19 protein-coding genes and 1 pseudogene are annotated in these 23,032 nt (G+C 69.1%); 12 read left to right on the forward strand and 8 right to left on the reverse strand.

Features of this window, described 5'->3' with window-relative positions; translation table 11 throughout:
• The first annotated feature begins 237 nt into the window (after positions 1 to 237).
• The 5 genes from ACWC2B_RS18090 to ACWC2B_RS18110 all read left to right on the forward strand — a co-directional run bounded on the left by ACWC2B_RS18090 (position 238) and on the right by ACWC2B_RS18110 (position 3,984).
• Positions 238 to 417 carry a hypothetical protein gene (locus ACWC2B_RS18090; protein ID WP_450717597.1) on the forward strand — a complete coding sequence of 60 codons (180 nt, stop codon included), beginning with the start codon at positions 238 to 240 and terminating at the stop codon, positions 415 to 417.
• Positions 418 to 525: 108 nt separating this feature from the next.
• The gene (locus tag ACWC2B_RS18095; protein WP_450717599.1) at positions 526 to 705 is read left to right on the forward strand and encodes a hypothetical protein; all 180 of its coding nucleotides are present in this window, start codon (positions 526 to 528) and stop codon (positions 703 to 705) included.
• Positions 706 to 1,154: 449 nt separating this feature from the next.
• The gene (locus ACWC2B_RS18100) at positions 1,155 to 1,583 is read left to right on the forward strand and encodes a MarR family winged helix-turn-helix transcriptional regulator (protein ID WP_450717601.1); all 429 of its coding nucleotides are present in this window, start codon (positions 1,155 to 1,157) and stop codon (positions 1,581 to 1,583) included.
• 3 nt (positions 1,584 to 1,586) lie between these two features.
• Positions 1,587 to 2,612, forward strand: a complete 1,026-nt coding sequence (locus ACWC2B_RS18105; protein ID WP_450717603.1) for an NADP-dependent oxidoreductase — start codon at positions 1,587 to 1,589, stop codon at positions 2,610 to 2,612.
• 517 nt (positions 2,613 to 3,129) lie between these two features.
• Entirely contained in the window at positions 3,130 to 3,984 is an 855-nt protein-coding gene (locus ACWC2B_RS18110) for a class I SAM-dependent methyltransferase (RefSeq protein WP_450717605.1), read from the forward strand.
• A gap of 318 nt (positions 3,985 to 4,302) precedes the next feature.
• Here the strand turns inward: ACWC2B_RS18110 and ACWC2B_RS18115 are convergent, their stop codons facing one another.
• From ACWC2B_RS18115 to ACWC2B_RS18125, 3 genes are all read right to left on the reverse strand, one after another.
• Positions 4,303 to 5,277 carry a hypothetical protein gene (locus tag ACWC2B_RS18115; protein WP_450717607.1) on the reverse strand — a complete coding sequence of 325 codons (975 nt, stop codon included), beginning with the start codon at positions 5,275 to 5,277 and terminating at the stop codon, positions 4,303 to 4,305.
• Between the two features lie 255 nt (positions 5,278 to 5,532).
• Positions 5,533 to 6,186 carry a hypothetical protein gene (locus tag ACWC2B_RS18120; protein ID WP_450717609.1) on the reverse strand — a complete coding sequence of 218 codons (654 nt, stop codon included), beginning with the start codon at positions 6,184 to 6,186 and terminating at the stop codon, positions 5,533 to 5,535.
• Between the two features lie 15 nt (positions 6,187 to 6,201).
• Positions 6,202 to 6,486 (reverse strand): hypothetical protein, encoded by a 285-nt coding sequence (locus ACWC2B_RS18125; protein ID WP_450717611.1) that lies wholly within the window; start codon positions 6,484 to 6,486, stop codon positions 6,202 to 6,204.
• 1,596 nt (positions 6,487 to 8,082) lie between these two features.
• Here ACWC2B_RS18125 and ACWC2B_RS18130 point away from each other — a divergent pair.
• Positions 8,083 to 8,361 (forward strand): hypothetical protein, encoded by a 279-nt coding sequence (locus ACWC2B_RS18130; RefSeq protein WP_450717613.1) that lies wholly within the window; start codon positions 8,083 to 8,085, stop codon positions 8,359 to 8,361.
• A 351-nt stretch (positions 8,362 to 8,712) separates the two neighbouring features.
• Here ACWC2B_RS18130 and ACWC2B_RS18135 read toward each other — a convergent pair whose 3' ends face one another.
• The gene (locus ACWC2B_RS18135; RefSeq protein WP_450717615.1) at positions 8,713 to 9,525 is read right to left on the reverse strand and encodes a C1 family peptidase; all 813 of its coding nucleotides are present in this window, start codon (positions 9,523 to 9,525) and stop codon (positions 8,713 to 8,715) included.
• Positions 9,526 to 9,977: 452 nt separating this feature from the next.
• Here ACWC2B_RS18135 and ACWC2B_RS18140 point away from each other — a divergent pair, with 452 nt between their 5' ends.
• The gene (locus tag ACWC2B_RS18140) at positions 9,978 to 11,309 is read left to right on the forward strand and encodes an alkaline phosphatase family protein (RefSeq protein WP_450717617.1); all 1,332 of its coding nucleotides are present in this window, start codon (positions 9,978 to 9,980) and stop codon (positions 11,307 to 11,309) included.
• A 1,404-nt stretch (positions 11,310 to 12,713) separates the two neighbouring features.
• On the opposite strand, the gene ACWC2B_RS18145 is transcribed toward ACWC2B_RS18140, so the two are convergent.
• The 4 genes and pseudogenes from ACWC2B_RS18145 to ACWC2B_RS18160 form a co-directional block, all read right to left on the reverse strand.
• Positions 12,714 to 12,914, reverse strand: a complete 201-nt coding sequence (locus ACWC2B_RS18145) for a hypothetical protein (protein WP_450717619.1) — start codon at positions 12,912 to 12,914, stop codon at positions 12,714 to 12,716.
• Positions 12,915 to 13,251: 337 nt separating this feature from the next.
• Positions 13,252 to 15,234, reverse strand: a complete 1,983-nt coding sequence (locus ACWC2B_RS18150; RefSeq protein WP_450717621.1) for a glycoside hydrolase family 31 protein — start codon at positions 15,232 to 15,234, stop codon at positions 13,252 to 13,254.
• 80 nt (positions 15,235 to 15,314) lie between these two features.
• Positions 15,315 to 15,818, reverse strand: coding sequence for a phosphotransferase family protein (locus ACWC2B_RS18155; protein ID WP_450717623.1), 504 nt, complete (start codon positions 15,816 to 15,818; stop codon positions 15,315 to 15,317).
• Positions 15,754 to 16,061: pseudogene (locus ACWC2B_RS18160) on the reverse strand (sugar hydrolase); the annotation flags it as partial. The pseudogene ACWC2B_RS18160 and the gene ACWC2B_RS18155, both read right to left, overlap by 65 nt.
• Before the next feature lie 215 nt (positions 16,062 to 16,276).
• Between ACWC2B_RS18160 and ACWC2B_RS18165 the strand changes: the two are divergent.
• The 5 genes from ACWC2B_RS18165 to ACWC2B_RS18185 all read left to right on the forward strand — a co-directional run bounded on the left by ACWC2B_RS18165 (position 16,277) and on the right by ACWC2B_RS18185 (position 23,016).
• Positions 16,277 to 17,947: an ABC transporter substrate-binding protein gene (locus tag ACWC2B_RS18165; RefSeq protein ID WP_450717625.1), complete on the forward strand. Its 1,671-nt coding sequence runs from the start codon at positions 16,277 to 16,279 to the stop codon at positions 17,945 to 17,947.
• Complete coding sequence (locus tag ACWC2B_RS18170; protein ID WP_450717627.1) at positions 17,944 to 18,891, forward strand: ABC transporter permease; 948 nt, start codon at positions 17,944 to 17,946, stop codon at positions 18,889 to 18,891. The genes ACWC2B_RS18165 and ACWC2B_RS18170 overlap by 4 nt, the downstream gene beginning before the upstream one ends.
• A complete protein-coding gene (locus tag ACWC2B_RS18175) occupies positions 18,888 to 19,862 on the forward strand; it encodes a carbohydrate ABC transporter permease (protein WP_450717629.1) in 975 nt (324 codons plus the stop codon). The genes ACWC2B_RS18170 and ACWC2B_RS18175 overlap by 4 nt, the downstream gene beginning before the upstream one ends.
• A 112-nt stretch (positions 19,863 to 19,974) precedes the next feature.
• The gene (locus tag ACWC2B_RS18180; protein WP_450717631.1) at positions 19,975 to 21,003 is read left to right on the forward strand and encodes a LacI family DNA-binding transcriptional regulator; all 1,029 of its coding nucleotides are present in this window, start codon (positions 19,975 to 19,977) and stop codon (positions 21,001 to 21,003) included.
• Positions 21,004 to 21,030: 27 nt separating this feature from the next.
• Positions 21,031 to 23,016, forward strand: a complete 1,986-nt coding sequence (locus ACWC2B_RS18185; RefSeq protein ID WP_450717633.1) for a beta-galactosidase — start codon at positions 21,031 to 21,033, stop codon at positions 23,014 to 23,016.
• Positions 23,017 to 23,032: the final 16 nt, after the last annotated feature.

Raw genomic sequence — 23,032 nt, forward strand, 5'->3', positions numbered from 1 at the left:
GTAGTGTTTTAAAACAAAAGGTATATCGTGCGTTTGTTGTTCGGGGGAAACCCCCCCCACGACGTGGACGCGCTCATCGAGCAGCTGGAGAGCGAGTTCGAGGATTCCCAGCTCCTGACGATGAGCTTCGCAGTCGGTACGGAAGGCTGCACCAAGGTCGCGAGCTGTACGGGAAGTTGCCCCTGCGGGTCTGGCTGACCCTGCCCTGCGCACCCCACCGGAGAGGAGGTGAAGGCCATGGACATCGACCGTCTGGCCGATGAGCACTCCGTAGTCGATGACGTCGACAGGCTCATCGAGCAGCTGGAAACCCGGTTCGAGGACTCCGAGCTGCTCACCGCGCCCACGATGGCCAGCACGGAAGGTTGCACCAAGGGCGCGACCTGCACCGGAAGTTGCCCCTGCGGGCCGGGCTGACCCAGGCACCACAGAACACACGGACGGCGGCCGCCGGTGCCTCCCCGGCTCCATCCATCGCCGACGGCCGCCCCACCTACGCGCCTCACCGGAGAGGAGGTGAAACCCATGGAAAACGACGGCAACTCCGAAGAGCGCCTCGTACTCGACGACTTCGACGTGCTGATCGCGGATCTGGAGACCCGGTTCGAAGACTCCGAACTGCTCAAGGGACCCACGATGGTCGGCACTTCCGGCTGCACCGACGTCTACAAGTGCACCGGCAGCTGCCCCTGCGGAGGCGGCTGACGGATTGAGTTCCCAGCCCCACGGGCCGCCGGCGCCTCGCATCACCCCTCCACCGGCGGCCCGTGCCCCTTTCTCGTAGGGCGTGCACGGCTCGACGCGTACGCATCGATCGAACACCGCACTTGCGAAAGGCCCACCATGACGACCATCGGCCATCCCCTCGCGACCTCCGCCCGCCTGCTCCCCGTATCCACGCCACTGGTCACGGAGCTGACGTGGATGGTTGTGGACAGCGTCGGGGCGGCCGCCTGTGATCCACGCAGCACGCGGAACAGACATGCCGAGTCGTTCTGTGAGGTCGTCATCTTTCGATCCTGAAACATCAACCAACTTGAGGCCAAGCAGTCGCGACATGGGCCGGTCGGGGCGGTTTGCCGCACACCGAGCCGCGCGGTTATCGTTGAGTACTCATCGAACTATCAACGTGATCTCAGCATGTGAAGGACCCCATGAACCGGTCGCAGAAGGCAGATGACCTCGCCCTCGCCCTGAAGCTTTCCCGCGCCGCGGCGGGACTGCGGCGGCGGCTCGATGTACAGGGGCTCTCCTTCCGGGAGTTCGCCGTCCTGCACCACCTCGCGCTGGCCCCCGAGCAGCGGCTGCGCCGGCTCGACCTCGTCGACCTGCTCGGCATCACACCGTCCGGTGTGGCCCGGCTGCTCGCACCACTGGAGAAGCAGGGTTACGTCGACCGCTGCCCCGACCCGCGCGACGCCCGGCGCGCCCTGGTCACCCTGACCGACGCGGGGGCCGCACAGGCCGAGGACGCTACGGCCGTCGCCACCGACAAGGCATCGGCACTGTTCGGCCGGGCGCTCAGCCGCGCGGACCGCAAGGCCTTCGCCACTCTGCTTCACCAGCTCACGGAAGGGCTCTGACCCATGCCCCGCACGAATCGCCAGTGGGTGCTGGCCCGCCGCCCCCAGGGCGACCTCGACCCGTCCCGTCCCGACTGCTTCGAGCTGCGCACCACGCAGGCACCCGAACCAGGGCCCGGCCAGGCCCTCGTCCGCGTCGACTGGCTGAGCATCGACCCTACTCAGCGGGGCTGGCTGAACGACAGTCCCAACTACCGTGCGCCGGTCGGGCTGGGGGAAGTGATGCGGGGCGGCGGCGTCGGCGAGGTGGTTGCCTCGAACACCCCCGCACTCCCCGTCGGCACGCACGTGTACGGCGAACTCGGCTGGCAGGACTACGCCATCGGCACGTCGGACGGCCTGTACGGGATCCACCCCGTACCACCCGGCGTCGAACCCCGCAGCATGCTCGGCCTGTTCGGCGCCACCGGCCTGACCGCCTACTTCGGCATGACCGACGTGGGCCGCCCCGAACCCGCCGAAACCGTCGTCGTCTCGGCGGCCGCGGGCGCCACAGGTGCGATCGCCGCCCAGATCGCGAAGGCCCGCGAAGCACGCGTCATCGGCATCGCGGGAGGCGAACGCAAGTGCCGCTGGGCGGTCGAGACCGCCGGCCTGGACGCGTGCATCGATCACACCAGCGACGACGTCCCGGCCGAACTGGCCCGCCTCGCCCCCAATGGCATCGACGTGTACTTCGACAACGTAGGCGGAGATCTCCTGGAGGCGGTCCTGGACCGCCTGGCCCTGCACGCCCGCATCGTGGTCTGCGGCGGCGTCGCCTCCGGCTACCGGGGCGAGAGGCCCGCGACCGGCCCCCGCAACTACCTCCAACTCGGCCTGCGTCGAGCCCGCATGGAGGGCTTCGTCTTCCTCGACCACGTCGACCGTTTCCCCGAGGCATTCAGCGCGCTCGCCACCTGGTCCGCGAACGGTGACATCGTCCTGGAGGAGTCCGTCGCGAAGGACCTCACCCAGGCCCCCGCCGCCCTCGCCGGGCTCTTCCGGGGCCACAACCTGGGGAAGCAGCTGGTCCGCGTGCGCTGGTGACACACCCCGCTGAAGCTGATCCCTCGGAGCGGGCACCCTGAGGATGGACCTCCCGAGAGACGCCGTAGCTGTGTACCGGGCGATGCGCTGGCCGGCCGTGAGGCGCACCGCGCAGAAGACGCAGAAGACAAGGAAGAAGGCGGCGCATAGCGAGGGAGCGGGGCACGCAGCGCGCCGGGACCGCCTGCCCGCTTCCGCGGCCTGGGAGAGCACGCAATGCTCTCCCCGGCATTCTTGACCAGCACTCCAGGAATGGCCGCCCGCCCATCAGCCAACGCATCGTCCCCCGGTTCGGTGCACCGACCGGCCGCAGGACCCCGAACATGGTGACGAGGCCTCTCCCGGAAACCGACTTATTTTCCTCTCCGGGGGTTAACAGCCATCTCCCTACGATGGGGGGGCCATGTCCCGTGACTCCGCGCCGCCGTCCTGGCTGGAGCCGCATTGCATCCGTCACGGGCCCTGACCAGGTCTGCAACACCCCCGACCGGACTTTGCATCAGCCCTGGGAGTAGTGATGGCGTCTTCCAAGACGGCACGGGCGCATCGTGGTGGCGAAGGTGCAGCACGCGACGCTGCCGTGGCCGCGCAGTATCTGACCCCTGACGACGCGACTCGTTATGCCGCGTCCTATGAGGGTCGACGGCCGGCGGCACGGTACTTCTGTTCCCGGCTGCACGTGGTCGACGAGGCGCTTCGTGGCGCCCCGCATGGTCGTCTGCTGGACGTGGGTTGCGGGCCCGGCATGCTGGTGCGACGCCTTCTCGACATCCGGCCCGGAGATTTCCAGATCACCGGAATTGACCGGTCACCGGCAATGATCGAGGCCGCCACCGCTCGGGCGAAGGGCTCCGACGACGACATCGAGTTCCGCGTGGCGCGCGTCGAGGAGATGCCCTTTCCCGACAGGCACTTCGACGTCGTCGTTGCGATGGGCGTCCTGGAGTACACCGACGCCGCTGACGGGCTGTGCGAGATCGCACGCGTCGTACGGCCGGGCGGCCTGGTCGTGGTGACGATGCTCAACCCGCTCAGCCCGTATCGCCTGGTCGAATGGTTCGTCTACTGGCCGCTGGTGCGTGTGCTCGGCCGCATCGAAGGGCTGTTCGGCGTGCCTCGGCACGCCGCGGCCGTGTCCGGCATCCGAGCGATCCCACTGGCCCGACTCCGCCGGATGATGCGCGCGACCCGACTGACACCGCAGGACGCAGTCCACTACGACGTGACACCTCTGATCCCGCCGCTGGACCGGCCAATCCGCCGCCGGAGCCAGAAGTGGCGCGACCACCCCGAAAGGACCGTAAGCAGAGGAGCCCGCCGCTGGCTGGGCACCGCCTACCTGGTGACGGCACGACGAGAGGAAGACACATAGCGGGACACAGACCACCTCGTCCTTCCCACCATCAACGTCAACCGCACCTGCTGACCGCGCTCGCGGCCGACTCCTGGTACGAACGCTACGAACGGCGGGTGGATGCCTTCCGGCTGCCGGTTGGCGACGCCGCCCGTACTACGTACGCGGTCGTTGTCGGCAGTGACGGCTTCACACTGCTGAAGGCCGTCTACGATCCGCCGTAGGGGATTCGCCGCGCTGCGGGCCGCGTTGCCTGGGACCGCGACTCGTGATGCGCGGGGGACGAGGCCCGGGCGGGTCCAGTGCCCGGGCGCTGGACCCGCTGGTCGGAGGTGTTCAGGAAGAGTTCGAGGAGGTCTTGGTCACCTCCAGGTCGGCCTTGGGTCCGGCGGCGCCGCCGCCGGGCGGGTCGGCGGGTGTGGATTGGTTGTTGCCGGGGTTGGGGTCTTGGGTCCCGGAGCTGGAGGAGGCGGTGCTCTTCAGGTCCTTGCCGTCGCCGGTGTAGGCCGGGTCGAGCTTGACCTTGAACGCCCAGGCCTTGGCGGCGCCGTTCTTGACGGTGTCGGTGGTGCAGGTGACGGTCCGGCCCGTCGCGGTGCATCCGTCCTTCGACGAGACGAAGGTGAGGGGTGCGGGCAGGGTGACGGTGGCGACGACCTTCATGGCGTCCGAGGGCCCGGCGTTCTGCGTCGTGACGGTGTACTCGAACTCCTCACCCGGCGCGACCTTCCCCGTGCCCACCGCCACCAACTTCGTGGTGAGGTCGGCGGTGGCCTTGCCTACGGTGCCGTCGCCGGGCAGCGCGGCGGAGGCGGTGTTGTTCGTGGTCCGGGGGTCGTCCGTGTCAGAGGAGATGACCGCGTTGTTCTTGAGGTCCTTACCGTCCCCGGTGTAGCTGGAGGCGATGCGGGCCTGGAGTGTCCATGTCTTGCCTGCTCCGACGGCCAGTTGGCCCACCGGGCCGCAGGTGACCTTCTGGCCTGCCGCGGTGCAGCCGTCCGTGGCGGAGACGAAGCTCATCCCGGTGGGGAGGGTGTCGGTGACCTTGGCATTCTTGGCGACGGACGGGCCGATGTTCGTGGCCTTGAGGGTGTAGGTGACGGTGCCGCCCGGGGGGACGGGCCACTGCGCGCGCAGGCCGTTGAGTGCTGTCGTGGCCGTCATGGACAGGTCGGCGCCGTGCTTGGTGGGAGAGGGGAGGCCTGCGGTCCCGGCGAGGACGGCGGGTGCGGCGCACCACAGCACTGCGCAGGCGAGCGCGGCTACCACCGTGACCGGCAGCGGGTGCCACCGTCTCTTGGTCGTCGTCATGTGGGTTTCTGTTCTTCCTCGGTCGTGCCACGGCTGTTCGGGCGCGTGTCGGGAGGCCCGGCGGTGCCCTCGACGCCGTGGAGTGGGTGGGTACGGCCGCTGTCCGGGGACACCGGCGGTCGTGATCCGGACCGGGCCGCCCGCGAGAGGAGCAGGCCGCCGGTCAGGGAGGTTCAGGAGGAGGTCTTCGTCAGGTCCAGGCCGGCCTGAGCGCGTTCGGCCTTGGCCGGGTAGTCCTCGGCCTCGCCCGTCTTCTTACTCGCCGGTGGGCAGCGGTGCGTTCACGGCGCCCTCGTACCGGCGGATCGGGCGTCGATGACGGGCAGTGCGGTGAACGCTAGCCCCGGTCGCCAAGGCCGTTGCAGAAGGCGGGCTTGCCGTCGACGCCGATGGGGCGATGGGCGTCGGATTCGATGGTCCTGCTCTTGCCGAGGTGGAAGTCGTCGTCCACATCGCAGGAGGGCCCGGCGCTGTCGGAGGTGCAGTGGTACGGGTCCGGGGCATCGCCGAAGTCCTCGTGGTGACCACGCAATCCGCGGCGTCGATGACCTCGCCGTTGCCCGCATCCGTAATGACGCTGATGAGAGTCTTCGCTTCGGGGACCTGGTCGCCGGTGATCGGAGCCCGGACGGTGGAGGCCGTCAGGTCCCGCTGGTAGACCTTGCCCTGCGGGTTGACGATGTAGAAGTTGCCGATCTCGTCGAAGAACGCCGAGTGGTCGTACAGGCCCTGAAACCGGTTCTTGGCCAGATACTGCGGCTTGCTCGTGCGGTTGAAGTCGTCCACACGGTTGAGGGCGGAGCCGTTCGGGATGTACAGCAGGCCGTCCTTGGGGTGGGCCGCCCAGCCCCAGGAGCCATTGCCCGGGTCCAACCGTGCGCCGGTGAGGACCGGTTCGGGGGTGGTCAAGTCGATGGAGGCCGCCTACGAGATCCTGGTATCTGTGGCCTTGCCGGTGAGGGGGTGGACCTTGAAAGCCTGTGTCTGAACCAGCTTCGTGGGGTTCTCTCCGACCGCGGTGCAGCTGTACGTGTGGCACACCCCCTGCGACGTGGCCGAAGCGTGGATGCCCCTGGCGCCCTTCGCTTGGCCGTTGCCCTCGTCGATGCGGGCGGCGGGTGTGGGCGGTACTTCGACTGCGCGTGACGGCGCGGCCAGGGCGGAGGAGGTGACCGTGAGACCGGCGAGCACCGCGATGGCCAGCGCCATGGCTTGGGACCCACACCATCTGTGCCGGGGTGTGGGGTGTGGTGTTCGTCTGCACTGTCCTGCCTTCTTCGATCTGGGGCCGTTCGGGCCCGGGCGGTGTCAGCTGGAGCGATGGCGTGCCGCGTGCGGCCTGAACGCTGCCAGGAGAGGCCAGGAGGGCGGCTGCTGGGAGAGCCGAGGACGTGAGCGCGGTCACCAGGTGGCGCTGAGCCCGCTCATTGAGGCCGGGGCGCCGGGGAATCCTGGTCATGGTGGAGCCTTCGTTCCGTGCCCGAGTCGATGGACCTGCATGCCCTTGCCCGGCCACACCTGTTGGAGTCCCGAACCCGTCGAGGAGTGCATCGTATGATCATGATGATCAACTACGGAAAGTAACGTCGGCTCGCCCATGCATCACCCCGTCGGCCCCGCGAATGGAAGTGGGTACACATCCGCTGAGGTGACAGCCCGGGGCAAGCAGCGAGGGGCCCTGACCCCGGAGTTAGGACACCAGAGAGACTTGGGTCTTGACGGTCCAGGAGAACGCCCTACGCCGACCGGCAGGTGCCCAGCACCTCGAAGCCGGACGGCGCACGGTGCGAGACGGCCGCCGCCGCTGCCCGACAGCGCTACGGGCGGCGATCGAGAGCGCGGGGACGCGGCGGCTCCCCTCCGCCGGATCCCCGCATCCCCTCCCCCGGCCGGCCCAGGAGCACATGGGAGCCACTCCTGGTTCGGGCAGCCGGCAGGGCGAAGGAGAAGGGCGATCGGAGCCGGGCTGGAGACAGCGGTCCTGAGCATGAGACACCGGCAGGTCGCCGCCCACTTGGGGCTGGCAGAAGACACCGTTCGAGGGTGGATCCGCCGCTTCCGCCGCAGGCCGGCGGCCGTCCGCCGGTACTCCACAGTCGCCCTGGTCGCGCTCGCGGACGATCCCGTGATGCCCGAGCCCGCCGGGACGCCCCTGGCGGATGCGGTCTCGGTCGTCGTCGTAGATTTCCCCTGCGCACACCCCACCACAGTTGGAAAGCATGTGAGTGAGAGGACAGCAGCCGAGGCTCAGCTACTCTCCTGACATGCAGCCGGGCCTTATGCGATTGCCCTATTGACCGAACAGCCGTGCCTTTTGCTGTTCGAGTTCCGTGTCGCTCAGGATGCCCTGATCTCGCAAAGCTGCGAGCTTGGACAGCTCGTCAGCCAGTGAAGGCGAGCCTGTGGCTTGTGGGGTGTGCTGCGAGGCGACGGCCTGATCGAGTGCGGCACGGAGCGTGCTAGTCCGTGCCAGATCCCGTGAGCTTCGAGTGCCTCGGTGTAGTGCGGGACCTCCCGGTTTCAAGACCGCCGAGGAGGCGGAGTCCGGGGCGGGTGGCCGGCCATCATGCCCGTGACAGAACACGCGTTCCCGGACACCCCCAACCCCGCGAGGGGGTGGCACAGCACCAGCCGCCGTACCGAAGGGCCCGCCCGTACGCGTTACGACGTCAGGGTGGTTCCACAACAAGATCACGGCTCCCGGCGCGCCATCGCTCGATTTTGGGTCATTTAATACTAACTTTTCATGACTCTAAGGGATCGATCTGCCACGGATCGCATCCACTGCACTCCATTGGAGATGACATGAAGCTTCGTAAGGCGGCCGTCCTGGCCGCTGCCCTCGGCACCCTCGGAATGCTGGCCGCCGGCACGGCCCAGGCAGACGACGGCGGGAGGGGCGGCGACCACTTCAAGATCGGGCAGAGCAGCAACTGCAAGTCGCACGACCTGAACGTCGACGTCCTCGGCCAGGTCGGCATCCTCAACGGCCTCCTGGGCAACGCGCTCAACGGCGAAGGCAACCCCGGCGCCCAGAACACCCACATCGGCTCAAGCATGGGCTGCAACAACAGCTCCTTCTAAAGCCAGGACAGACTCCACGCGTTGCCGCCCATCTGGATACCGGTGGCTACTGGTGGATACGAGCGTGGCTGCGAAACGGCCCCGTCCCCGGCAGGTCCAATGCCGGGGACGGGGCTGTTGCCGTTGCCGTATCCACTGGTCCGGCTCCCCGAGCCAGACGAAGTCCCCCCCCGGAGCAGGTCCGCAATTCCTCCTGGCCACGTTCCAGCCGGTCGAAGGCCCGATCAGCCAGGAGATGGCCCGCCTCATGCGAGGGAAGCGCATAGACGTCCCTGCCGGACCTGTGAGGAACTGAGACCGGGCAGCGGCTGAAGCCGCTGGTCGGCCGACTGAGGGGACGGGCGTTGCCCCTCAGGTGACCAGGCGAATGGTCCAGAAGTCTCTGGCGAGGCCCGGCTCGGTCACGTACGCGTACGGGAGAGTGAAGTAGCCGCCCTGCCCCCAATCGGGGCCCCAGGAGTTGCGCACCAGGAAACGCTGCGTACTGTCGTCGTACCCCGCGGCCAGCACGGCGTGTCCTCCGACCAACTGGTCGTCGGCGCTGGGCAGTTGAGCGTCACCGGTCTTGGCGACTTCGGGGCTCTCGAAGCTGGAATAGACGGTGAATCCGAAGACGAAGGGGAATCCGGCGGCAAGGCAGCCCTTGAGCTGCTCAAGGTTCTGAATGATGCGCTGGTAGGCGGTCGCGGTCGATTTCAAGGCGTCCGTGTAACAGGATGCCGGGGGTTTCTTGCCGGCCGGGGCGTCTTTCGGGAACGGCCCACCGTCAGTGACGGCCGGGGTGTCGTCATAGGGCCACTCCGTCTCCGGGCACACCCCCAGCTTTGCCACGCTCTTGACCCCGTCACGGAGCTGCGCACCGGAGTCCGCGCCCACATGGCCTTCCATCGCCCGCTCGTTGTAGTAGATGAACAGGCGGGACGGGATGAAATCGGGAAGGCTCTGCCGCATCAGCTCGAACTGAAAGGCGCCGGCGATGGCGTTGGCGCTACAACTGCCGATGCGCCCCTGGTCGTAGACAGGGGGAAGCTTGTCACGCAGATCCGTCCTGGGCGGCGGCGTCACCAGCGCGAGACGAGGCGCCGCGTACATGTGGTCACGGGCATCGGGCAGATCGGGCACCCAGCCGAAGCGGGCGACCCGGCGCGCTACAGGACTTGACATCGAAACATCCTCTCTCGAACTGCCCGGTGGGCGGTCCGGCTCTCGCGCAAGAACACATTCGCAGTATCGATGTGAGACGGAGGTCCAGCATGTCGACGGTGCGGTGTCGATGGCTGCTGGCTCACTCCGCCCCGCGACAAGCAGCTTCAGGCCGGGGTGCCGGGCGATGATGGCGTCGCACGCGGGCTCTCGTGGGGCCGCGGCAGCCGGCCGAGGCATGTTCCCCCATCCGTGCCGGCCGGGACGGCGGGGCCGCTCCATCCGGAGCAGCCGCCGTGAGAGCCGGCGGCGAAGATCCGTCCGCAATTTCCCAACCTTCTGGGGCGACGCAGCCAAGCGATGAACGACCATCCTGTTCTACGGTGGCAGGCAGGGCCATCGTTGCGCCTGGTGGAGGCTGCCGCTTCGGCGGCGGCCTTCATCCAGCGTCCGCACCTGCCGGGAGGCGACAGATGCTGTCAAGCACCACGTTGCTGGACCAGATCGATCACTTCGTGGTCCTCATGCTGGAGAACCGCTCCTTCGACCACATGCTGGGGTTCCTCTACACCGACCAGGGCAACCGCTCTCCGTCCGGTCAGCCCTTCGAAGGGCTGACCGGGCAGGAGTCCAATCCGGACGGGAACGGCGGCAAAGCGGCCGTCTTCCGGATCGACCCGACAAGGCCCGGCGCGTACTTCATGCCCGGCGCCAACCCCGGGGAGGGCTACCGGCCCACCAACAACCAGCTGTTCGGCACACCGACTCCCGCCACCCCGACCCCCGTCGCGACCAACGAAGGTTTCGTCACGGACTTCGCCGCGACCCTGCCGCAGCGCATCCAGCACGGCCAACACGTCTACCCGGGCACCACCGCGAAAGACATCATGGGCTGCTTCACCCCGGAAGCCCTGCCGGTACTGTCCGGTCTGGCCCGCGGATACGCGGTGTGCGACCACTGGTACAGCTCGGTGCCGACGGAAACCCTGCCCAACCGGGCCTTCGCGTGTGCCGGCACCAGCCAAGGCCACATGGACGACAACACGCACACCTTCACCTGCCCCAGTATCTTCGGCCGCCTCGACGACAACAAGATCGACTGGGCCGTCTTCGGCTACCACGCACAACCACTGACCCGAGGCAACTTCCCCGACATCTCGCACGCCGACGAGCGGCACTTCGGCAAATTCATCGACTTCAAGAACGCCGCCGCCAGTTCCCTACCCGGGTTCACGTTCCTGGAGCCCGCCTGGTCCTCCACGGGCAACAGTCAGCACCCCAACTACGACGTCGCACTGGGCGAACAGCTCATCCACGACGTCTACCAGGCGCTGCGCGGCGGACCGGGGTGGGCAAAGACCCTGCTGGTCATCACCTACGACGAGCACGGCGGCTGTTACGACCACGTGGCTCCGCCCTCCGGCGCGACGCCGCCCGATGACGCGGTCGGGGAGTTCGGCTTCGACTTCACCCGATTCGGGGTGCGGGTGCCCACAGTGCTCGTCTCCCCGCTCATCCAAGCCGGCACCGTTTTCCGCGTTCCCGAGGACGGCGTGCCGCTGGACCATACCTCGCTGCTCAAGACGGTCGAGCAGCGCTGGAACCTGCCCCCGCTCACCGCCCGCGACCAGGCCGCCCCCGGTTTCGGCGACGTCCTGACCCTCCACCAGCCACGCGACGACGACCCCCTCGCGGGTGTCATCGTCCCCACCTCCATCGGCGTCAACCCGGCCCGGACCGAGATCTCCCACCTCGAACAGGTTCACACCGACATGGTCGACCGGCACCTCATCCCGCGCACCTGACGGCCGTATATTCCGCGCTGCGAGGTGTCCGTCTTTCTTCGGCGAGTTCGACACCAACAGGTTCTTCGTCTCATGGTGGGTACACGCTTCGTGTCAGCACTGGCCTGCGGAAACACAACTGCTGCCGGCAGAGTTCGCGAGCGGAACGGGGACAGCTCCTGATGGAGATGTGGCCGATCCGGCAGCCTCACCACTGTCGGTGTGATGCTGACGCCCGGTCCAAGGGGAACTCATCGCAGCGCCGGCGGGCTCCGGTCAGCATGTGGTTCGCTCTGCGCGTTGGCTTCCGACGCCCCCGGTGGTCAGTACTGGCATCCGCATGTCCTTGAACTTCGGATAGCCGACCCGCCGTCCACCCGCTTCCCGGCGAACGAGTCGAGCCAGTTCTTCCAGGCCCGTTCCGCCCGGTCGAAGCCGCTGGTGAAGGAGCAGACGTCGACCTCGGCCGACCAGGGTGAGCCGCTTTCCTCCCGGGACCGGTCACGTTCGATGCGCCACAACGCGTCCAGGCCCATCGCATTCGGCACCCGGTACCCGGCGATGAACGCCTCGTTCTTGAGGCCCTATTCGGCTGCCTCCTGCTCGGCTGGCTGCGGCTGCCGGCGCGGTCTTCTTCGGCCAAGGATGTGGAGATACCGGTGCTCCGGCATCAGCTGGCCGTCCTGCAGCGCAGCAGCCCCAAAGCCGTCTTCACCCAGCAGGACCGCACGGTGCTCGCTTCCCTGTTCCGGCTCCTGAGCAAGCGTCACCGCAGAGGTCTTAAGCTGCTGCACGTACAGGCGCAGGCCCGATGCTCGTTCTCGCGGTCCGGTTCGATGCCGACAAGTGCCTCAGCAGTGCGGCCCGCCTGGTCTCCAGGTTGGCCTGACGGGCCAGCAGTTCGACCTGGATGGGTGGGGGTTCAGTCGGTTGATCCCGGCGGTCAGGAACGCGCCCCGCCTGGGACCGTCTTGGACTGCGGCGGAGCCCTCCCCGAACCATGAAGGAAGCCATCCAGTGGCTCACTCCTCGGTTGGCTGACGCCTGACGGGACTGATCTCGGTCGTCGCCGTGGTCGTCCTGGCTCTGGCACACGACCCGGAGGCCGCGACCGCCGTCGGCACCATCGGCGGTGCCGTGACCGCCCGCAGCGCCCAGGTAGGTGTCCGCGCCCGTTGGTAGTCGACCCTGCAGGCCCGTAGCGCGCGAGGCCCCCGGCACCCTGCCTGGGGGCCTCGCGTGTCGTGTGCGGGTGGGTGCTTAGAGCCTGTGTCTGAACTCCGTCCGGATCAGACTGCGGCGTCTGGTGCGTGCGATCGCAAGGCGGCTGGAAGTCCTTGTAGCGGAGCTACCAGGGCTTTCGGCCAACGCGGCGAGCGTGCGTGCCAGACGCCGCAGGCCCGGGCGGGGTTCAGACACAGGCTCTTAGAACAAGGCGTCCTGGTCGGGCTCGTCGCGGGGCAGCGGGTCGACATCCTTGCCCTCCCACTTCGCCTTCAAATAGGCGCGCCAGTCCTTGGGCGGGGGCCAGGGTATGCCCCACTCGGCGAGTTGCTTCTTCGACCAGCCGCCGTTGGGAGTCTGCGCGGCGGCCACTTCGTCAGGAGAGGGCACGTAGTTGGGCATGTCCTGATGATGCCAAGCGTGGGGTACGGCGCAACGGTGCGAGTCGTCCGGATGAGGCGAATGGAATGGAGTGGAGTGCCGCTATTGCGGCCCCTACCGAGAACGGGCCTGGTGCGGTGACCACACTTGTCACGCTCACGGATGAACGGGGCTCCGCGCCGGTTTGGGACTCGGTGGGCGCCGAGCCACAGGTGTGGCAGCACGGCAGCCGCGGGTCAAAGGGGCGGTACGGTCACCGCGGCGGCCAACGAGCCGTGCCCAGTGGGCATGCGCCCCGCCCCGCACTCCCCTGCGCGGGACGGGGTGATCACCTGGCGGTCAGAGCCGACGAGCGGAGTCAGCCGAGCCGGTCCGCGACGTCGGCCCCCTCCCGCACGAAGACCGGGACGCGGTCCAGTGGGGCCTGCGCGTCGAACGTCGTTCCACCCTCCAGCACGCGTCCGGTGACCGGTTCGAGCCAGCGGGCGCCGGACGGCAGGTACACCCGGCGCGTCCGGGCGCCTGCCTCGTACACGGGTGCCACCAGCACATCGGGACCGAGCAGGAACTGGTCGTCCACGTCCCAGGCGCGCTCGTCCTCGGGGAAGTCGAAGAACAGCGGGCGCATCGGCGGGGCGCCGGTGCGGTGGGCTTCCTCGGACAGCGTCCTCAGGTATGGGCGCAGGCGCTCGCGCAACAACACGTGGTCGCGGAGGATTCCGTACGCCTCCTCACCGTACGACCAGACCTCGTTCGGCCCGCCGGTCATGTCGGCGGAGAAGGTGGGGAAGTTGGGCACGCGGTCGCCGTGCAGCCGCATGACGGGACTGAAGGTGCCGTACTGGAACCACCGGACCAGCAGCTCACGGTATGCCGGGTCGTCCGGGTCACCGCCGAAGAAGCCGCCGATGTCGGTGTTCCACCAGGGGATGCCGCTCATCGCGACGTTCAGCCCCGCCCTGATCTGGCGTGCGAGGGAGTCGAAAGTGGTCGGGATGTCGCCGGACCACAGCAGGGCCCCGTGCCGCTGGCTGCCCGCCCAGGCGGAGCGGACCAGCGACAGCGGCCGGTCTTCGCCCGCCGCGCGCAGGCCGTCAGCCACCGCGCGGGCGTGCTCCAGGGGATAGAGGTTCGCGACCTCGGCGGCCGGCCCTGCCGCGTAGACGGCGCGGTCGGCGCGGTCCGGGGGCAGGTCGGGCTCGCAGGCGTCCAGCCAGAAGAGCGCCACGCCCAGCGAGCGGTAGTTGTCGTTCAGCCGCTGCCACAGAGCGGCGCGTGCTCCGGGGTGGGTGGCGTCGTAGTACGCCATCGGACGGATCAGCGCATCCCCGGCGTACCGGGACGGCCACGGGAAGGTGAGCAGGCCGCCGTCGGCGTCCCGGACGAGGTGTCCGGCCGCGCGCAGCTCGTCGTGCGTGTCGCTGTCGGGCTCGACGGTGGGCCACACCGAGACGGCGAGCCTCACCCCGAGCTCCGCCAACTCCTTCACCATGGCGGCGGGGTCGGGCCACTCGCTCTGCTCGAAGCGCCAGTCGCCCATTCTCGGCCAGTGGAAGAAGTCGCAGACGATCACGGACAGCGGGAGCCCACGCTCCTTGTACTGCCTTGCCACCGCCAGGAGTTCGTCCTGGGTCCGGTAACGCAGCTTGGACTGCCAGAAGCCGGTCGCCCACTCGGGAAGCAGGGGCGGACGGCCGGTGGCCCGCGTGTAGGAGTCCAGAACCTGGGCCGGGGTGTCGCCGGCGGTGATCCAGTAGTCGATGCGCCCGCCGCCGTCAGCAGTCCACCGCGTGGTGTCGGCGCCCAGTTCGACGCGGCCCGTGGCGGGGTTGTTCCACAGCAGTCCGTAGCCGCGCGAGGAGTGCAGGAAGGGGACGGCCGCCACGGTGTTGGCCTGGATGAGGTCGATCACACAGCCCTTCTGGTCCAGGCGCCCGTGCGGATGCTGCCCCAGGCCGTGCAGCCGTTCACCGTCATAGGCCTCGAAGGACTGTTCCGTCCGGCCGCCCGCCGCGTGGATGCGATGGCCGGCGTGGTGCGCGTACGGGCCCTTCTCGGCGAGGAGTTCGCGGCCCGAGACGGCGTGGCAGAACCTCAGTCGGCCGTCGGCCGAAGCCTCGACGGCGAGGCGGCCGTTGACCAGACGGGCACAGTCGTCGTCCACCACGGACAGTTCGGCCTGCGGGCAGGGTGCGGGGTTCTCCAGCGCGCCGGGAGCGGCGGGATCGATGGTCCCGGACGAGGCGCGCACCCGGACGGCGTCCGGTCCCCAGGGCTCGATGCGGAGGACCTCTGCGGCGGTGTGCCGTTCCAGACCGCCCGCGCGGATGCTGTAGGACAAGCGTGATACCTCTGTTCTTCTCTCGAAGGGCGAGTGTGTGCGGGCCGATACCCGAGTGCCGTGCTCGTGGTTGTACGCACCTACCCCGGCGCTCGGAGCCGGACGACGGCTTCGGCGAGCATCCCGTGGCAGAACGCGAGGTGGTCCCCGCCGTAGCCGCGCGGGGCGCAGCCGGTGGCGAGGTCGCTGTCCGGGCCTGCGTCGCCGTCGAAGGCCGGCGAGACCAGTTCGGCAGCCGGGTCGCCCCAGAACGCCCGCTCGTGGTCGATGAGGCCGGTGATCCGGACCGGCCTGGTGTCGTCGCCCGGGTGGGCGAAGATGTTGCCCGGCCACAGGTCGAAGTGGACGAGGCGGGGTTCGGTGACCTCGTCGAGGGCGTACCCGTCTCGGCCACCAGGGTTCGGAGGTCGCCGGGCGGTACGTCCAGCGGTGAGCGCCAGTGGTCGGCGTCGTCGAGGAGGGCCTCGATCATGGCAGTGAAAGCCGTGCGCCAGTCGGCGGCGGACGGTGGTAGTGGAAGGCCCGCAGCTCGGTCGAGACCGCGTCGGCGACCCGGCGCACCAGGTCCCCGTCCCAACTGACACCGAGGCCTACGGCCTGCGGAAAGACCGTCGCCTCCCCGAGCCAGGAGACGCCGTGCAGGGCCTCGCTGCCGTACGGAAGGGAGCGACGCCCAGACGCGGCACGGCCGGCGCGTACTGGTGCAGGATCGCGAGCCGTTCGTGGAGCGTGAGCCGTTCGACCAGGTCGTCGACGCGCTTGCGCAGCGGGAGCGCGGGATCACGGAAATCAGGCGGATCGGCTGCGGGGACGGGAACGAAACTCACGTGGAATACCCCTCGGGCGGCTGGGCTCGATGGTCGCTCATCGAAGCCCTTCGACGCTGGCACGCTCCGGAAGAACCTGTCAACTACCCAGGAAAGCAAGGATTTTGTATTTGTTCAGGCTCTTGCTCAACCGGTAACACGTCATTAGTCTCGCCGAAACTTCCAAGCGCTTCGACGCTTCGACGGAGAGAGGCCACGCCACCATGAGAACCGGCATGAACCGCAGGAGCTTCCTGAGTACCGCCGCCACGGTCGCGGGAGCCGCCGCGATGGCGCCCCTGCTGTCCGCCTGCGGCGGCGGCTCTACCAAGAAGGCCGGGGCGAACACCAAGGAGGGCCTGAAGGCCGCCCTGCCCGCCTATGTGCCGAACGCCAACGCGGTCAAGCCGGACATAGCCTCCGTCCGGGGTGCCGCCGAGGCCGCGACCGACCCGGCGTACCTCTCCTACCCGGCCTCCCCGCCCGTCACCGTCTCCGGCGTTCCGGGCAAGGGCGGCAGCTATACGGCGGTCACTCCGCTGTGGGGCACCGCCCCGCCGGTCGGCAACTCCTTCTACCAGGCGATGAGCAAGGCGCTCGGGGTCCAGCTGACCATGAAGCCGGCGGACGGGATCCACTACGACACCATCCTCCCGACGATGACCGCCGCCAAGAAGCTGCCGGACTGGATTCAGCTGCCGGCCTGGTGGAACTCCAGCTTCGACACCGGCGGGCTGGCCGGCACCCAGCTGGCGGACCTGACTCCGTACCTGTCCGGCGACAAGGTCAAGAAGTACCCCAACCTGGCCGCCCTCCCCACCGGCGCCTGGCAGAACGGGATCTGGGGCGACAAGCTCTACGGGATCCCCTGCTCCTCCAGCAGCTTCGGCATGCCCGGTGCCACCTTCTACCGCCGGGACATCCTCGAAGCCCGGGGCATCACCGCCGACCAGGTGAAGTCCGCCGACGACCTGATGAACCTCGGCAAGGAACTGACCGACGCCAAGCGGGGCGTGTGGGCCTTCGACGACGTGTGGGTCTACCTCCAGACCGCCTGGAACGTTCCGATGAACTGGCGGATCGACAACGGCAAGCTGGTCCACATGTTCGAGACGCAGGAGTTCCTGGAGGCCCTCGACTGGCACTACCGGCTGGCCACCTCCGGCTACATGCACCCGGACGCGCTCGCCGGTGACGTCGCCAACGGGAACACCCGCTTCTACAGCGGAAAGACGCTCATCGGGGGCGGCGGACTAGGCGCCTGGAACCTGTCCGACCACCAGTCCGGCGTCGCCGCGAACCCGAACTACCGGCGCGGCGCGTTCAACGCCATCGCCGCCGACGGCAAGAGCACGCCGGTGGCCTACATGGGCGCCGGCTCCAGCATGATCAGCTACCTCAACGCCAATCTGAAGCCCGCTCAGATCGAGGAACTGCTGGCCGTCGCGAACTACCTCGCCGCCCCCTACGGCACGGCCGAGTACACCCTGGTCAACTTCGGGGTCGAGGGTGTCCACCACACCCGGGTGAACCGCGTGCCGACCTTCACGGACGAGGGCAAGAAGGACGTCCAGGCGACGACCTACCCGTTCCTGGCCGCTCCCGCCTCCGTGATCAGCAACCCGGGCGGCGAGCAAGTCACCAAGGACTACGCGGGCTGGTCGGCCGCCAACGTCAAGTACCTCACCAAGCCGCCCTTCTGGGGCATGAACTTCAGCATGCCGCCGGCGCTCGCCACCGCCCAGGCCGCGCAGAGCGTCAACGACACCCTCAAGGACTGCTACCACGGCAAGAAGAAGGTCTCCGACGTGCAGGCCGCCATCGCCGGCTGGCGTTCCGGCCCCGGGAAGCGGCTCAAGCAGTGGATGACCGACAACGTCCTCAACAAGTACGGCTCCGGCCAGTGAGCATCGCAGCACCGAAGCGCCCCGCCGCGCCGGCGCGGCTCGGTTGGCGGGTCAGGTTGAGGCGCGACAAGTCGCTCCTGCTGATGACGATCCCCACGGTCGTCCTGCTCCTGGTGTTCAACTACGTGCCGCTCTTCGGCATCGTCACCGCCTTCCAGGAGTACGACCCACTGGTCGGGGTCTGGCACAGCGAGTGGGTCGGATTCGACCAGTTCCAGCAACTCTTCAACGACCCGGCCTTCTGGGCCTCGATGAAGAACACGCTGTACCTCAGCTTCGTCCAGCTGGTCCTCTTCTTCCCGATCCCGATCGCCCTGGCCCTGCTGCTCAACACGGTGATCAGCGAACGGATCCGCAACTTCTTCCAGTCCGTGGTCTACCTGCCGCACTTCTTCTCGTGGGTCCTGGCGGTCACGATCTTCCAGCAGATGCTCGGCGGCGCCGGCGTACTCAACCAGTTCCTGCGCCAGCACGACATCGGCACCTGGGACATCATGACCAACCCGCACACCTTCGCGCTGCTCGTCACCTCCCAGGCGGTCTGGAAGGAAGCGGGCTGGGGGATCATCGTCTTCCTCGCCGCCCTCAGCGCGATCAACACCGAGCTGTACGAGGCCGCGGCCGCGGACGGTGCGGGGCGGTTCCGGCGGATGTGGCACATCACGCTGCCGGGTCTGCGCGGGGTGATCGTGCTGATGCTGGTCCTGCGGCTCGGCAACGCGCTGAGCGTCGGCTTCGAGCAGTTCCTGATCCAGCGCGACGCCGTCGGCCACGAGGCCGCGGACGTCCTGGACACCTTTTCCTTCTACTACGGCATCGCCACCGGCGGCTACAGCTACGGCGCGGCGGCCGGGCTCTTCAAGAGCGTGGTCTCCCTCCTGCTCATCTGGGGTGCCAACAAGCTGGCGCACGCCTTCGGCGAGGACGGGCTGTATCGCAAATGACCAACACACTCACCATCGGTTCGCGCAGCGAGAAACGCCGTACGGCGGCCCCGGCCGCCCACCGCCGCTCCCGGTCCGTCCGCCCGGCCTGGGAGGAGCCGCCGACCGCCGTCGGCCAGGCCGCCAAGGGACTCACGCTCGGCGGGACGCTCGCCGTCATCCTGGTCCCGCTCTGGATCATCGTGCTGACCAGTTTCTCCACCCCTGGTGCCATCAACCGGGCCGGCGGTCTGGTGATCTGGCCGGACGGCCTGACCATCGAGACGTACCGGCAGATGCTCAGCGACCCGACCGTCCGCACCGCGCTGATGGTGAGCCTCGGCATCACCGTGGTCGGCACCGCGATCTCCATGACCATCTCGGTCCTGTGCGCCTACGGCCTCTCCCGGCCCCGCTCCCTCGGGCACCGCTTCGTCCTGATGCTGCTGATCGTCACGATGTTCGTCAGCGGCGGCCTGATCCCGAGCTTCCTGGTGGTCACCGGGCTGGGCGGCTACGGCCAGTGGTGGTCGCTGATCCTGCCGAGCGCGGTCTCCGTCTTCAACATCCTGGTGCTGCGCGCCTTCTACCAGGAGACCTCCGCCGAACTCATCGACGCGGCCCGGATGGACGGCGCCGGGGACTGGCGCATCCTGTGGTCCGTCGTCCTGCCCACCTCACGCGCCGTCACCGCGGTGACCGCGCTCTTCTACGCCGTGGGCTACTGGAACTCGTTCTTCAACGTCATGCTCTACATACCGACGGACAGTGAGAAGTGGCCGCTGCAGTACGTGTTGCTCACCTACGTCAACCGGGCCAACGGCCTGCCCGGTTCCGTCAACTCGGGCTTCGGGAGCAGCCACGCGCAGACCGCGCCGCTGTCGCTGCAGATGGCGGTCGTGGTCCTCACCCTGATCCCCCTGGTGATCGTGTACCCGTTCGTGCAGAAGCACCTGCGCACCGGTGTGCTCACCGGCGCGATCAAGGGCTGAGCAACCCGCGCGGGGCCCGGGGCCCCACGGACCGGTAGCGGTCCCGGACCAACCTCCCCGCCGCACGACCGGGACCGCTACCCACCGAAACCGACACGAAGGAAGCACAGCGATGGTGACACTCGCCGATGTGGCCAGGCACGCCGGCGTCTCGTCGAGCACGGTCAGTTACGCCCTCAGCGGCAAACGGCCGATCTCCGACGAGACCAGGGTCCGCATCGAACGGGCCATCACGGACCTCGGCTACCACCCCAACGCGGGCGCCCGTGCCCTGGCCGGCAAGCGTTCGCACATCATCGCCCTGGTGGTGCCGCTCCACCCCGAGGTGCACGTGCCCACGATGATGGAGATCGCCATCGCCGTGACCGTGGCCGCCCGCGAACACGGCTACGACGTTCTGCTGCTCACCAACGACGAAGGGCCCGAGGGGGTCCGCCGGGTCGCCGCCACCGGACTCGCCGACGGCGTCATCCTGATGGACGTCCGGCTGGACGACGACCGCATCCCGTTCCTGCGGGCCCAGGACATCCCCGCCGCACTCATCGGCCTGCCCGACGACCCCGCCGGACTCTCCTGCGTCGACCACGACTTCGCCACCGCGGGCGCGCTCTGCGCCGACCACCTGGCCGACCTCGGCCACCGCGACATCGCCTTCATCGGCTACAGCAGCGGCGTCTACCGCAGGCACGCCGGTTACGCCGAGCGCACCCTCAACGGGTTCCGCGGCCGCGCCGAGCGGCGCGGTCTGCGCGTCCTCCACCGGCCGTGCGAGGGCACGTACGAGAGCACCGCCGGCACCCTGGCCCGCATCCTCGCGGACCGGCCGGACACCACCGGGTTCGTCGTGCAGAACGAAACCGCGATCGGCCCCCTGCTCAGCCTGCTGCGAACCGGCGGGCGGACCGTACCGGAGGACGCCTCCGTCATCGCCATCTGCCCCGATTCCCTGGCGGAGCAGCACTCGCCCCGGCTCACCTCCGTGACCGGTCCGAAGAAGGACCTCGGGCAGGCCGCCGTCGAGCAGGTCATGGCGAGGATCGCCGCGACCGTCGCTGGTGACGAGCCGGAGGACCAACTCCTCCTGACACAACCGGTGTTGATGGTTCGCGAGAGCACCGCACCGGCCCCGCGCCGCAGTTGACACCACGACCCGAGGGACGGTTCCCAGATGGACATGCGCCGGCTCACCGACCGCCTCGGCGGCCTCGCCTTCGGCGGGGACTACAACCCCGAGCAGTGGGACGCGGAGGTGTGGAAGCAGGACGACGAGCTGATGCGCCGGGCGCGGGTCAACCTCGCCACCGTCGGCGTCTTCTCCTGGGCCCTGTTGGAGCCCGAGGAGGGCCGCTACGACTTCGGCCGGCTCGATACCCACCTCGACCGCCTGCACGCGAACGGCGTAGCCGTCGACCTGGCCACCCCGACCGCCTCCCCACCGCCCTGGTTCACCCTGGCCCACCCGGACGCGCTGCCGGTCGGCCCCGACGGCACCCGGCTGACCCATGGCAGCCGGGACACGTACTGCCTCGCCGCGCCCGCCTACCGCCGGGCCGCCCGCCGCATCGCCGACGCCCTCGCCGAGCGCTACGGCGACCACCCGGCGCTCGCCCTGTGGCACGTGCACAACGAGTACATGACGCTCTGCTGGTGCGACCACACCGCGGCCGCCTTCCGGGTCTGGCTGCGCGCCCGCCACGGCTGCCTCGACACCCTCAACGAGGCCTGGGGGACGGCCTTCTGGAGCCAGCGCTACACCTCCTGGGAGCAGATCCTGCCGCCGCGTGCCAGCCAGTGGCACCGCAACCCCGGCCAGGCCCTGGACTTCAGCCGCTTCTGGTCCGACGAGACCCTCGCCGCCTACCGCGAGCAGCGCGACGCGATCCGCGCCCACAGCGACCGCCCGGTGACGACCAACCTCATGCTGCCCTCCTACCAGAACCTGGACCTGTGGGCCTTCGGCCGCGAGGTCGACCTGGTGGCCGTCGACCACTACCCCACCACGCCCGGCATCGGCGCCGCCGCCGACACCGCCTTCGGCGCCGACCGGGCCCGTTCCTTCGGCGGCGGAGCACCCTGGCTGCTGATGGAACAGGGCACCAACACCGTCTACGCCGGCGACCGTACCCTCGCCAAGGAGCCGGGCGAGATCCTGCGCCACTCGCTCGGCCACATCGCCCGCGGCTCGGAGGGCGCACTCTTCTTCCAATGGCGCCAGTCCCGGGCCGGCGCCGAGCAGTGGCACTCGGCGATGGTCCCGCACGCCGGGCCGGACAGCCGCACCTTCCGCGAGGTCACGGCGGCCGGAGAGGCCGTCGCCCGGCTCGGCGAACTCGCCGGCTCCACCGTCCGGGCCCAAGTCGCCGTCCTGCACGACTCCGACGCCTGGTGGGCGATGCGGACCGACGGGCTCCCGTCGTCCGAACTCGACTACCACGACGCACTGCGCCGCGCCCACCGGGCGCTGTGGGACGCCGACGTGACGGTCGACTTCGCCCATCCCGAGCACGACCTGAACCGCTACCGGCTGGTCCTGGCACCGGCCCTGTTCCTGCTCACCGACGCGGGCGCCGAGAACCTGCGCCGCTACGTCGAGGGCGGCGGCACCCTGCTGGTGCAGCACTTCAGCGGCGTCGTCGACGAGCGTCTCCACGCCCGCCTCGGCGGCTACCCGGCCCCACCGCTGCGGGACGCGCTGGGCATCCGGGTCGAGGAGCACCGCCCGCTGGCGCGGGACGAGGAGGTCGTCCTCTCCGACGGCTCGACGGCCACCTCCTGGAGCGAGTCCCTGCGCACCGAGGGCGCCGAGGCGCTCGCCGCGTACACCCACGGCATGCTCGCCGGCAGCCCGGCGCTCACCCGCCACGACTTCGGCTCCGGCCAAGGCTGGTACCTCTCCACCCGCCTCGACGACGCCGGCTACGCCGCCCTGGTCGGCCGACTGCTCGCGGAGGCCGGGGTTGGCCCGGAGCTGCCCGGCCTGCTTCCCGGCGTCGAGGCCGTCACCCGGCACGCCCCGGACGGCCGCCGCTGGCACCTGCTGCTCAACCACCGCGGCGAGGCGGTCCCGCTGCCCCGGCCGGGCCATGACCTGCTCACCGACGGGCCGCTGGCCGAGCTGCCGCCCGGCGGCTGCGCGGTCCTGCGCATGCGCTGAACGCTCCCACGTCTTC

The organism is Streptomyces sp. NPDC001415 (genome assembly GCF_053597395.1).